The sequence below is a fragment of the Mucilaginibacter jinjuensis genome, assembly GCF_028596025.1.
In the GTDB taxonomy this organism is placed as follows: domain Bacteria; phylum Bacteroidota; class Bacteroidia; order Sphingobacteriales; family Sphingobacteriaceae; genus Mucilaginibacter; species Mucilaginibacter jinjuensis.
In genome coordinates this window covers 89,585-102,075 of the sequence record NZ_CP117167.1, presented here as the reverse complement: position 1 = coordinate 102,075, position 12,491 = coordinate 89,585, and the positions used below count along the sequence as shown (strand labels likewise).

The window sequence follows — 12,491 nt, the reverse complement described above, 5'->3', positions numbered from 1 at the left end:
AAGTTATGACACAACACGAAGAAGAAAAAAACTACGACTATATTTATTACATAGTTGCCCTGGTATCTGGTTTGTTTACAGGCGCCATTATTGAAAAAGGTATTGTTTGGATATTAGTTGGCGGCGTATTAGGTTTATTAACCGCAGCCCTTTTCCTTAAAACACTTGCTAAAAGCAGCCACGACTAAGCTTTTCAACAAGTCTTTGTTTTTATAAATCCATTATCGTTCTTGTAACGATAAGCTCTATATCAAAAAAGGTATGCTTTCGGCATACCTTTTTTATTTGTCTTTATTCTGTTTCTGCTATTACTTGGCCTGCGCTATTACCGCTTCGTTTAAGCGAACGTACTCATCACTTTTATCTGCCTTGGCTAATGCTACGCCTTGGGTAGCTGTTGAGATTGCACCTGCTTTATCGCCCATCTTTAATTGGATGCGCGCTTTCCATACTTTATAGTAATAAGCTTTAGGGTCGCCTTTTTCAAGAATGTTCATCCATTCTAATGCTTTGCCTAAATCTTTATTGTTTTCATAATAATATTGGGCAGCGGCAAAGTAGGGTTTCTTTTCGCCTTTCATGGCTTCATCTATGTTAGCCATTACACGGGCATCAACGTCAGTAGTTAAATGCAAGGTTATGGCTGTGTGCTCCCATGCAAAAGTTAAATCGCAGGTGGTGGGTTTTACATTGGTAAACTGCATGGTAAAGGTTTCTACCAAATCTTTCACACTTGATGGTTTTACTTTAAAACGAACCACATCATCAGCTTCTTTATACTGGTAAGCACCCCACTGTTTAGCCGTTTTGTTGATAATGATGGTCCACTCATCCTTACCCGGTATGCTGAACAAACCATATTCCCCGGCAGGGATTTTGTTCCCTTCAATAGTTACATCATCGCTAAACTTAATAACGGTAGCCTGGTTAGCACCCGTGCGCCATACTTCGCCATAAGGCTGCAATGTGCCTACGCCAAATATTTTACGGCCTTTCACATTCGGGCGCGAGTAGGTTAGGGTGATATTGCCCAGCCCAAACTCCTGCGTAATGGTTTGGCCAGAACTTGCCTGCGGCAACTTAAGGCCCTGTGCATTTACTTGCAGCGAACAGCATACCGCCATCAGCAGCATTAATTGTAGGTATATTTTTTTCATGTTTAAGAGGTTTTAATTGCTTGAGCGAAGATACATTTTAGAAACAAGAGCCAAGAAACAGGAAACAAGATAAAAAAGCAAAGGCTGCGACAAACGCAGCCCAAATCTTGTTTCTTGGCTCTCGATTCTTGTTTCTCTACCTTAAAGTACCTTAAAGCCCAAAGACAGCGACCACATATTTTGCCGCTGACTATAATCTTTATTAATTTGCGTTAACCCGCCTTCGTAACGGAGATCGATGGTAAATGCGCCAATATCGCCGCCAATGCCGCCCTGATAGCCTAGCGTGTTGCTTACATAATTATATATGCCCGGGTGGGTAGCAATAAACCCATCCGAAAACTGCCTGTTCTTATCAATTATAGCAGAATAAACCGGGCCACCCAGTATGCGGAAATTCATATTCCGGGGGCCGAAAGCGCCACCAAAAAGCAATGGGAAGCTAATGTTAGTAAATCGTACACTTTCGCCACCTGCAGAAGCACCACCATTTTGAGCAGTAAATTTACTGCCGCTGCTATTTAAATAAATTTCCGGCTGAAAAAACACACTGTTACCGCCACGCATAAATATACCTGCCTGGTAACCGGTTAATGTTGACGCTGATAAGTTATCGGCCTTTATTCTGGAGAAGTCGGCACCGCCTTTTACACCCAGTATAAATTGTGCTTTCGCGCCAAAGGTTAATGTAACAAGCAATGCTATGCTGAATAAGGCTTTTTTCATAAGGTTTAATCCTGCTTTCAAGGTATCTGTGTTTGTTTTGTAAATAAAGGTTTAATATGCTTAAGTTGTACCCTCTGTGAAGCGCTAATTTTATATTTTTGTTTAAAATATTTATACACTATGTCAGCCATCAGCATTAACAATACCGATTGGAAAAGGGTTAAAATTAAACTTCAGCGCAAATATAATCATCTTACCGACGATCAATTACAATATAACGCAGGAGAAGAAGATCAATTGATTGATCGTTTAGCCGGCCTGGTTAACCGCGACCGCGAATACGTAATATTTACGCTAAAAAAAGCGTTAGTTAACATCGACAATAACCGATTGTGAAACTAAGTGGTTAACTTTATCGTTAACCGTCAATTATCTTTAAAATATTTCGGGCCATGATGCAGAAAAACGTTTACCGTAAACTGGGTATTACTACCGCCACACTTCTGCTCGCTGTGCTGGTATGGAGCTTTAATGAAGACCTGTTTCAGATCTCCAAAAATCTGGATGTTTTTGCATCCGTATATAAAGAAGTTAATATCAATTATGTAGATGATATTAATTCGGCCAAACTCATTAAATCGGGCGTGGATGCCATGCTGGATGGTTTAGACCCATACACCGAGTTTGTGCCCGAATCTGAAATTGAAGATTACAAGCTTAAATATGTAAGTACCCAATACGGTGGTATCGGCGCCAGCATATTTAACCGTGATAAAAAAGTTTTTGTATCCGATGTTTTCAGCGGCTTCCCTGCCCAGAAAGCAGATATCCGCCCCGGCGATCAGTTGGTTAAGATCAACGATATTGATCTTTCAGGCAAAACCAACGACCAGGTAAGTACCTTACTTAAAGGCACCAAAGGTGCAGCCATTAAGCTTTTAGTAAAGCGCGATGATGCCCAGCCGATTGAAAAAAGCCTCGTTCGTGATGAAATTAAGCAGCCCAACGTAACTTACTATGGTATGGTAAGCGGTAATATGGGTTATATTAAGCTTGATAAATTTTTAGAGAATTCTGCCGATGAGGTGACCAACGCGCTTGTTAACCTGAAAAAGAATAATCCACAAGGTATCATTCTCGACCTACGCTCGAACGGTGGCGGTATTTTGCAGGAAGCTGTAAAAATTGTGAACCTGTTTGTGGCCAAGGATGTAGAGATTGTTTCGCAGAAAGGGAAGATCAAAGAAAAGAACTTCACCTACCGTACCGTAAGCAACCCGATTGAGCCTAATTTGCCTTTAGTAGTATTGGTGAACAGCCGCTCTGCATCGGCTTCAGAAATTGTTGCGGGCTCATTGCAGGATCTGGACAGGGCGGTGATTATCGGGCAGCGCAGCTATGGTAAAGGCCTGGTGCAGCAAACATTCACACTGCCTTATAACAGTTTGGTTAAAATTACCATTGCCAAATACTATATCCCATCTGGTCGTTGTGTACAGGCATTGGATTATACCCACCGTAAGGATGATGGCAGCGTTAACAAAATGGCCGATTCATCATTACACGAATACAAAACTAAAGATGGCCGTTCTGTATACGACGGCAGTGGTGTGTACCCTGATATTATGGTTAAGCAGGAACGTTTTGCTAACATTACCCAGGCATTGGTTGGTAAGCTGATGATCTTTGATTACGCTACCCGTTACCGTAACGCCCACCCAAAAATACCGGATGCATTATCATTCCAGATGAATGATGATGACTATAATGATTTTGTAAAGTACCTGAACGGCAAAGATTATACCTATAATACCAATAGCGAAAAATTGCTTAACTCGTTAAAAACCGAGGCTACCAAAGAAAAGCAATTCGGCGAGATACAGACTGAGTATGACGTTTTGAAAAACAAGCTGATGGCCAGCAAAAAGAATGATCTGCAAATCCACAAGGATGAGATCAAGCAAGTGCTGGAGAACGAAATCGCCTCACGCTATTATTATGAGAGAGGCCGTTACGAAGTAAACTTTAAATACGACAAAGAACTTGCACAGGCTGTTAAAACCATGCAGGACAAAAATCAGCTTGCTGCCGTATTAAAAGGAGTGGGAGAGTACAAAGTTATTGGCAAACCGCAACTGGCTGCTGTAGCCCTTAAAAAGACTGACAAAGGCACTGAAGATAGCGATCAGTAAGCCTGTTTAATTATAATAAAAGGGGAGTCGGGCCAATGGTACGGTTCCCCTTCTTATTTGCACCAATAATTAACAGTTCAATAAAGATTTAAACCTTTACGCCAAATTGGTGTTTAACCTTTAACAATAACCCCAAATAACAAACCTATGAAAGCGCTTAAAATTTTCGCTGTGGCAATGGTTGCCCTATTTGTATATGGCTCTGCCAGTGCACAAGATCATCATGCAAGACATCATCATCATGTACACAAAGTACATCACCGTGTGGTTCATCATCATCACCACATGTAGTGGATAAAAAGAAAGCCCGATAAAATTTATCGGGCTTTCTTTTTAATATCATATTCATTATAAAATAAAAGGCCTCCCAATATAATCAGGAGGCCTTCGTTATGATGTTTCGTTAACCGATTAGCTCAGTTTACGTTTCACTTCTACGTTTTCGTAAGCTTCAACAATGTCGCCCACTTCAATGTTGTTAAAGTTCTGGATGTTTAAACCACACTCGTAACCTGCGTTAACTTCTTTCACATCGTCTTTATAACGTTTCAGTGAAGCCAGCTCGCCGGTGTAGATCACCACACCATCGCGGATGATACGGATCTTACTGTTACGGTTAATTTTACCATCTAACACCATACAACCTGCAATGGTACCCACCTTGCTGATCTTGAAGGTTTCGCGGATCTCAACGTTGGCAACAATTTTCTCTTCGAACGTTGGTGCAAGCATACCTTCCATCGCCGCCTTGATCTCGTTGATCGCGTCGTAGATGATAGAGTATAACCTGATGTCGATCTGTTCTGCCTCAGCCAGTTTACGCGCACTTGCAGAAGGGCGTACCTGGAAACCGATGATGATAGCATCAGAAGCCGAAGCTAATAATACATCAGACTCGGAGATCTGACCAACCGCTTTAGAGATGATGTTAACCTGGATCTGATCTGTAGATTGTTTCAATAACGAGTCAGATAATGCCTCGATTGATCCATCCACGTCACCCTTAACAATAATGTTAAGTTCCTTAAAGTTACCAATAGCCAAACGACGGCCGATCTCATCCAGTGTGATGTGTTTCTGTGTACGTAAGCCTTGCTCGCGTTGTAATTGTAAACGTTTGTTTGCAATTTCACGTGCTTCAACTTCGCTTTCCAGTGCGTTAAACTTATCACCCGCAGTAGGGGCGCCCTGCATACCCAGCACCTGTACCGGTCCTGATGGGCCAACCTCATCGATACGTGCACCGCGTTCGTTAAATAACGCTTTAACACGACCGCTGTATGAACCCGCCAGTATCGGATCGCCCACACGTAATGTACCTGCCTGTACCAGTACAGTAGTTACAATACCGCGGCCCTTATCTAATGCTGCCTCAATAACAGTACCTACGGCACGTTTATTAGGGTTAGCTTTCAGCTCTAACAATTCGGCTTCAAGCAATACTTTTTCAAGTAACAGCTCAACATTTAAACCGGTTTTGGCTGATATTTCCTGGGTTTGGTATTTACCACCCCATTCTTCAACCAAAATGTTCATAGCAGATAGTTGCTCACGCACTTTGTCGGCATTAGCACCTGGTTTATCAATTTTGTTGAAGGCGAAAATGATTGGTGCGCCTGCAGCCTGCGCGTGGTTTATCGCCTCGCGGGTTTGCGGCATCACGCTATCGTCAGCAGCAATAACAATGATAACAATATCTGTTACCTGGGCACCACGTGCACGCATAGCGGTAAACGCTTCGTGACCCGGTGTATCCAGGAATGTAATTTTACCTTTATCATCCGGCAAGGTTACTTCGTAAGCACCGATGTGCTGGGTTATACCCCCCGCTTCACCGCCAATTACGTTTGTTTTGCGGATAAAATCCAGTAATGAAGTTTTACCGTGATCGACGTGACCCATAATGGTTACGATCGGCGAACGCGGGATCAGGTCTTCAGGAGCATCAGGCTCATCAAGGTTCCACTCTTCGTCCTCTGGTTTAACAAAGTCTATCTGGTAACCAAATTCTTCGGCCACAATGGTCAAAGTTTCGGCATCAAGCCTTTGGTTAATAGATACGAACAAGCCTAAGCTCATACAGGTAGAGATGATCTGGGTTACACCCACATCCATCATCGAAGCCAGCTCGTTTGCCGTAACAAACTCGGTTACCTTCAATACCTTTGATTGTAATTCGCGTTCTAATGCTTCTTCCTCCGCATTGGCTGCAACATCATCACGTTTTTGACGACGGAATTTGGCACGCTGTGCGAATTTACCAGACTTACCAGCACCACTTAAACGTGCAAGTGTTGCTTTGATCTGATCTTGTATTTCTTTTTCTGTAGGCTCTTCTTTAGGGCCGGTGCTTGGTGTAGCGTTACGGTTACCAAAGCCTGGGCGGTTATTGTTGTTACCACCTGGGCGATTTTGGTTGAAGCCACCCGGACGGTTTTGATTATTACCACCCTGGTGCGGGCCACGGTTTTGGTTATTACCCTGGCCGCCTTGTCCCTGGCCACCACCTTGCTGGTTGTTATGGCCGCCTTGTCCCTGTTGAGGATTTTGGCCCGGAGGCGTATCCTTACGTTTACGTTTACGGCGTTGATCGGCAGCGTTTGTGTTTGACGACGATGCTACCGGCCCACGTTTAGGCGGGTTAACCGGAAGGGTGATCTTTCCGATAATATTTGGTCCGCTCAGGCGATCAGCCTTTGCTCTTATTACTTCGTCTTCCGGTGCAGCAGCCGGTGCCTCTGGCGCTGCAGGAGCAGCAGGCGGCGGCGTTTGTGCTACCGGCGCAACTGGCGCAGGTGCCGGGGTTGGTTTAACCTCTGGCGCAGGTGCAGCAGGTGCTTCCTTCACAGGAGCAGGAGCTTCAACTACCGGTTTAGCAACAGGAGCTTCTACCACTTCTGGCTTAGCAGCAACCGGTGCCGGGGCAGGGGTTGGCACAGGTGCCGGGGTTGGTTTAACTTCTGGCGCTGGTGCAGCAGGTGCTTCCTTCACAGGGGCAGCAGCTTCAACCGGCTTAACTGGTTCCGGTGCCTTAACCACAGGTGCGGCAGGTGCTTCTTCCTTAACTTCAGCCGGGCGGGTATTTCTACCGCTCAGATCATTAAGGTCAATTTTACCTACTACCTTAACACCAGGCAAGCTACCATCGTTACGATCGGCAGCTGGTTCTGGCTGTGGTTTTGGTTTTTCTGCCGGGGCAGGTGTAGAGAACTGACCGGCATTTTTGATCAGTATCTCCTCCGGTTCAAAATCCTTCGACCGGGTAGAATGCGGCTCTGCATTCTTTTCAGGTACAAAACCAGGCTCGTCACGGCGTATTTTGCCGATGTTGATCTGCTTGGCTTCTTCCTTGATGATTTTATCAGCACCAAATTGCTTCAACAGGGCAGAGTACATATCGCTGTCGAGTTTATAGTTAGGTTGCTTCTCTACTTTGAAGCCTTTCGAACCTAAAAACTCCACGATGGTACCTATACCAATGTTCAGTTCCTTAGCTGCTTTAAATAATTTTATCGATTTGTCTTCTGACATTTATTATTACTTTCTCTGTGCTATTTATGCAAAAATACGATTTTTAATTCTGCTTAACGATTTTATTCAAATTCGGCATTCAGAATAGATAAAACCTCTTTCACGGTTTCCTCTTCAAGATCAGTACGTTTAACCAATTCACCAACAGTTAGCGCAAGAACAGACTTAGCGGTATCTAAACCGATACGCTTAAATTCGTCAAGGATCCAACTGTCAATTTCATCTGAAAACTCTTCGATATCCACATCTTCCTCATGCTCGTCGGCCTCGCGGTAAACGTCTATTTCGTAACCTGTCAATTTACCTGCCAGTTTAATGTTATGGCCACCACGACCGATAGCTAATGATACCTGATCGGGCTTTAAATAAACTGCAGCGGTTTTTTTATCGTCATCTAATTTAATAGAAGTGATTTTAGCAGGCGATAATGCACGCTGAATGTACAGTTGCAGGTTATTGGTGTAGTTAATTACGTCTATGTTTTCGTTCTTTAATTCGCGAACGATACCGTGGATACGTGAACCTTTCATACCTACGCAGGCACCAACCGGATCGATACGGTCATCATAAGATTCAACGGCCACTTTAGCGCGCTCGCCCGGTTCGCGAACAATTTTCTTGATGGTAATTAAACCATCGAAAATTTCAGGAACTTCCAGTTCAAATAAACGCTGTAAAAACTCAGGCGCAGTACGGCTGATGATGATTTTAGGGTTGCTGTTCATCATATCAACCTTGCTAACCACCGCTTTTACGTTATCGCCTTTTTTGAAATAATCGGCAGGGATCTGCTCAGATTTTGGCAGTAACAACTCGTTACCTTCATCATCCAGCACCAAAGTTTCTTTTTTCCAAACCTGGTAAACCTCACCGGTTACAATTTCGCCAACGCGGTCTTTATATTTTTTGAAGATCTCGTCTTTCTCCAGTTCCAGAATCTTAGAAACCAAAGTCTGACGGGCTGCAAGAATAGCGCGGCGGCCAAAGCTTTCCAGTGTAATCTGCTCTACATACTCGTCACCAACTTCCAGATCGGCATCAAGGGTTAAAGCTTCTGCAAGCTCAATCTCCAGGTCATCATCCTCAGAGAAACCATCTTCAACCACGGTACGGGTGCGCCAGATCTCCAAGTCACCGTTATCTGTATTAACAATTACGTCGCAATTTTCGTCCGTACCATATTTTTTTCTGATCATGCTTCTGAAAACGTCTTCCAGAACGCTCATCATGGTTGGGCGGTCAATGTTCTTGAAATCTTTAAATTCCTGAAAAGAATCAATTAAATTAATACTGGTTGTGCTCATCTTTATTTAAATGATATTAAAACCTTTGTTTCTGTCAGCTGATCGAACGGGATACTAACTTCCGCCGTTTCAGCTTTTTTACCTTTAACTTTTATTTGTTCTGCTATTGTTATTTTATCAGCATCAACTGCAGTAAGCTTACCTTCCTTTTTGCTGCCATCTGTTAACTTAACGGCTACTGTACGGCCAATATTTTTTACATACTGGCGGTTCAGTTTCAAAGGCGTATCAATACCCGGCGACGAAACCTCGAGGTTATACGGTGTATCAATGGTGTTTTCTTCTTCTAACTTAAAGCCTACATAGCGGCTCACTTGTGCACAGGCATCAATACCGGCGCCATGGTCGCCATCAAGCAAAATGATCAGATCTCCGTTGCTGTGCATTTTCACATCAACTAAAAAAACCTCGGGCAATTCGGTTAGTTTTTCTTCCACCAGTTCGGTAACCCGTTTCTCAATATTCGTCATCCTGTTGTTTAACTGATAAAACCAAAAAGAGGGGGCAAATTGCCCCCTCTTTTCAGATACTGCAAATATATAAACTTTTATTTGATTTTCAAGTAGTTTAGGTTATGTACCTGTATGAAATTTATCAGCCTCGATCACTATATTCGTTTACCAAGGCACAAAATGACATGAAAACATTTAAAACGGCGATTAAAAGTCTCTTCAACAATAATACCTGGTTAATTTTGATAGCTACTATAGGTATACTCACACTTTGTTTTAACGAAAAAGCGATGGCCCAGCACAAAGACCAAATAGTTAGAATAGCAAAAATTGAGGTAGACCCGGCACAAATAGAACAATACAACACTGCGCTGAAAGAGCAAATGACCACGGCCGTACGTGTAGAACCCGGCGTATTAACTTATTACGCTGTTGCCGATAAAGCCACCCCGTCGCATATTACCATATTCGAAATTTATGCGGATACTGCTGCATACCAGGCGCACATACAAACACCGCACTTTAAGAAATACAAAGCAACTGTGGAGCATATAGTTACCAAATTGGAGCTTGAAGATGTTAGGCTGGTTCGTGTAGCGAAGAAGCCGGAGATGTAAGGTTGACATAATCTTGAAACATCCGAATTTTTACCCCTTATTAACGCTGTTGCAAATTGCACGGACAGTAGTGTTCCCCTAAATTAGGGGAATGCAATGACAGTGCTACTACTTCTAACATTAATAGGTAAGATTTAGGATAATTCGCCCTTATAAATCCCGACTTTACGGCGTAAATATAACCTCTGCATACTTCGGCGAACCGTTTTTCCATTTACCTTTCATTAAGTCCCAGGCATTACTATCATCGTGCAGTTTGTAATAACGGGCAAAATATTTAGCGTTTTTCTGAAAAGGAGTGTCGGCAACAAATACCAACACATCTTTTATCAATTTGTATTTGCCGGGTTGGGGTGATACAAAATCCATCATGTCGGTATCGGCAGGCATTTTGTAAACTGGTAATATGGCCTGCCATTGGGACAGGCCTAAACTATCCCCGTTAAGGTTAGAAAGAATGTTGTAATCGATACCTGCAATTTTAACACTGTTGGCACCGGTAATTTTCACCGCAAACTGTTGCTGATTGGGCTTTTTTGCACAGCCCACCAAAATAAAACACAATAACCAGACAGTTTTTTTCATATTTGGAAACAGCAAGCAAGATACGCATTACCATAATGAAATTAATACGCTACGGACAAGCCGGACAAGAGAAACCAGGAGTTATAATAGATGATATCCGGTACGATGTTTCGGCTTATATTAACGACTATAACGAAGCCTTCTTTACTAACGGTGGTATTGAACAATTAAGAGCCCTTCTTACTGAAAAGAAAGCTGAGCTTATTAAGATTGCTGATGATGTCGATTAGGTAGCCCTGTTGCACGCCCATCAAAAATAGTTTGCGTAGGCCTTAACTACCGCGACCATGCTATTGAGGTAGGAGCATCGATACCATCAGAACCGGTGATCTTTATTAAAAGCACCTCTGCATTGAACGGCCCGAATGACGAGATTATTATCCCGAAAGGTTCAGAAAAAACAGACTGGGAATGTGAGCTGGCAGTAGTGATCGGCAAAAAAGCGACTTACATTGACGAGGCTGATATAGAAGATTACATAGCCGGATATGTGCTGCATAACGATGTATCTGAACGTGCCTTTATGTTTGAGCGCAATGGTACCTGGGATAAGGGCAAAGGCTGCGACACTTTCGCACCGCTTGGCCCGTATGTAATTACGCCCGATGAAATGCCCGATATTGATAACCTGCGCGTTTGGTTAAATGTAAATGGTAAGCCCATGCAAAACGGCAACACGGCAGATATGATCTTCAAAACGCATTACCTCGTATCATACATTACCCAGTTTATGACCCTGCTACCGGGCGACATCGTTTCAACCGGTACACCAGCGGGATCGGGCATTGGGTTGAAGCCCTCTGTGTTTTTAAAAGACGGCGATATAATGGAACTGGGTATTGAGGGCTTAGGCAGCCAACGCCAAACGGTTAAAGCTTACAAGCCATAATTAAAACCGGTAAGCGGCGCCAAGTTGTAAACCCAGGAGTATCAGCGCAGCATCTGTAGGCATAAACTTATAGGCCAGGTTAAAAGAGAAGTGCCTAACGCCCACATTGGCATTAAACCCAACATTGTTAAACGGTATCCCGTTAATGTATTGCTTTTGGCCTGGTGTATTATTTAGCCCAATCTTAAATGCCAGCGAAACCGCGGGAGAAACTTTAACCATAGCTTCGGTAAAAAGGCCATAAGTAAACAGATCTGTTTTGCGGTAATACGTAAGCTTATCGGTATTAAGCATCCTTTGTCTGAAAGCGGCATAGTCGCCAAATTCTTTGGTATAGGTTAGGTCGAGGCCAATAATGCGCCAGTCTACATTACCCCGATTGATATATGGCGACATAGAAAAGTTTACACCCAGGCCGTAAAAGTTTTTATCGATCGAGATATTAGTATTATCTGTACCTGCTCTATAATTACCGGCAAACCCTAAAACGCCATAGCTGATGTTTAAATTGGGATTTTTTAATGTATAGGATTGATAAATGTTAAGCAAGCCCGCCGATGCACCGTCATCTATATTACCAGAATTCCCAGTTAAAAGCAATGCGCCGGATACATAGGTGCCATGCCGCACAGAATCGCCCGAATACGGTTTAGACATATACTGAACATCATTTTGAAACATGGCCGAGGGATAATAGTGCTTTGTACACGAAGAGAAAATAAGTAGCAACGCTGCAGCAAACAGATAAGGTTTCATCAACAGGGTAATAATTAGGTTCGGTTAAGATAATAATTTCTCTCAAAAAAGAGATTTAGTGCTTTTACGAAAATGGGGATGCTTATGCTACATCTGCGCTGCCGTCCCGATCATTATCGGGATGGTTAATGTGTCACATGGTTTCATCTTATGGAAGCTGGAAGCTTCCCAATGTACAGTCACATTTACGCTGCGCTAAACTTGCGACAGCGAATAGGACAGCAATAGTTTTGTCATTCTGAACGCAGTGAAGAATCTCCTGCGTAAATGCTACCGGTTTTGTTTTCGCTAATACTTGTTGAAGAAGATTCTTCACTGCGTTCAGAATGACAAGTTGTATAT

General features: G+C 43.0%; 14 protein-coding genes. 7 read left to right on the top strand and 7 right to left on the bottom strand.

Features of this window, described 5'->3' with window-relative positions; all coding sequences use genetic code 11:
* The first annotated feature begins 5 nt into the window (after positions 1-5).
* Positions 6-188 (top strand): hypothetical protein, encoded by a 183-nt coding sequence (locus PQO05_RS00480; protein ID WP_273630666.1) that lies wholly within the window; start codon positions 6-8, stop codon positions 186-188.
* A 120-nt stretch (positions 189-308) separates the two neighbouring features.
* On the opposite strand, the gene PQO05_RS00475 is transcribed toward PQO05_RS00480, so the two are convergent.
* Both PQO05_RS00475 and PQO05_RS00470 read right to left on the bottom strand, forming a co-directional pair.
* Positions 309-1,157, bottom strand: a complete 849-nt coding sequence (locus tag PQO05_RS00475; RefSeq protein WP_273630665.1) for a DUF2911 domain-containing protein — start codon at positions 1,155-1,157, stop codon at positions 309-311.
* 141 nt (positions 1,158-1,298) lie between these two features.
* A complete protein-coding gene (locus PQO05_RS00470) occupies positions 1,299-1,883 on the bottom strand; it encodes a porin family protein (protein ID WP_273630663.1) in 585 nt (194 codons plus the stop codon).
* Between the two features lie 120 nt (positions 1,884-2,003).
* Here PQO05_RS00470 and PQO05_RS00465 point away from each other — a divergent pair, with 120 nt between their 5' ends.
* The 3 genes from PQO05_RS00465 to PQO05_RS00455 all read left to right on the top strand — a co-directional run bounded on the left by PQO05_RS00465 (position 2,004) and on the right by PQO05_RS00455 (position 4,306).
* A complete protein-coding gene (locus PQO05_RS00465) occupies positions 2,004-2,219 on the top strand; it encodes a hypothetical protein (RefSeq protein WP_273630662.1) in 216 nt (71 codons plus the stop codon).
* Positions 2,220-2,275: 56 nt separating this feature from the next.
* Positions 2,276-4,015 carry a S41 family peptidase gene (locus tag PQO05_RS00460; RefSeq protein WP_337942262.1) on the top strand — a complete coding sequence of 580 codons (1,740 nt, stop codon included), beginning with the start codon at positions 2,276-2,278 and terminating at the stop codon, positions 4,013-4,015.
* 147 nt (positions 4,016-4,162) lie between these two features.
* Positions 4,163-4,306 (top strand): hypothetical protein, encoded by a 144-nt coding sequence (locus PQO05_RS00455; protein WP_273630661.1) that lies wholly within the window; start codon positions 4,163-4,165, stop codon positions 4,304-4,306.
* Positions 4,307-4,426: 120 nt separating this feature from the next.
* On the opposite strand, the gene infB is transcribed toward PQO05_RS00455, so the two are convergent.
* The 3 genes from infB to rimP form a co-directional block, all read right to left on the bottom strand.
* Positions 4,427-7,546 (bottom strand): translation initiation factor IF-2, encoded by a 3,120-nt coding sequence (infB, locus tag PQO05_RS00450; protein ID WP_273630660.1) that lies wholly within the window; start codon positions 7,544-7,546, stop codon positions 4,427-4,429.
* A 62-nt stretch (positions 7,547-7,608) separates the two neighbouring features.
* Complete coding sequence (nusA, locus tag PQO05_RS00445) at positions 7,609-8,850, bottom strand: transcription termination factor NusA (RefSeq protein WP_273630659.1); 1,242 nt, start codon at positions 8,848-8,850, stop codon at positions 7,609-7,611.
* Between the two features lie 2 nt (positions 8,851-8,852).
* The gene (gene rimP, locus PQO05_RS00440; RefSeq protein WP_273630658.1) at positions 8,853-9,320 is read right to left on the bottom strand and encodes a ribosome assembly cofactor RimP; all 468 of its coding nucleotides are present in this window, start codon (positions 9,318-9,320) and stop codon (positions 8,853-8,855) included.
* Between the two features lie 167 nt (positions 9,321-9,487).
* Between rimP and PQO05_RS00435 the strand changes: the two genes are divergently transcribed.
* Positions 9,488-9,919, top strand: coding sequence for a putative quinol monooxygenase (locus PQO05_RS00435; protein ID WP_273630657.1), 432 nt, complete (start codon positions 9,488-9,490; stop codon positions 9,917-9,919).
* A gap of 165 nt (positions 9,920-10,084) precedes the next feature.
* Here PQO05_RS00435 and PQO05_RS00430 read toward each other — a convergent pair whose 3' ends face one another.
* Positions 10,085-10,504: a hypothetical protein gene (locus PQO05_RS00430; RefSeq protein ID WP_273630656.1), complete on the bottom strand. Its 420-nt coding sequence runs from the start codon at positions 10,502-10,504 to the stop codon at positions 10,085-10,087.
* Positions 10,505-10,539: 35 nt separating this feature from the next.
* On the opposite strand from PQO05_RS00430, the gene PQO05_RS26705 reads away from it, so the two are divergent.
* Entirely contained in the window at positions 10,540-10,734 is a 195-nt protein-coding gene (locus tag PQO05_RS26705) for a hypothetical protein (RefSeq protein WP_420490388.1), read from the top strand.
* A gap of 26 nt (positions 10,735-10,760) precedes the next feature.
* Entirely contained in the window at positions 10,761-11,393 is a 633-nt protein-coding gene (locus tag PQO05_RS00425) for a fumarylacetoacetate hydrolase family protein (protein WP_420490478.1), read from the top strand.
* On the opposite strand, the gene PQO05_RS00420 is transcribed toward PQO05_RS00425, so the two are convergent.
* Entirely contained in the window at positions 11,394-12,149 is a 756-nt protein-coding gene (locus tag PQO05_RS00420; protein ID WP_273630655.1) for a hypothetical protein, read from the bottom strand.
* Between the last annotated feature and the right edge of the window lie 342 nt (positions 12,150-12,491).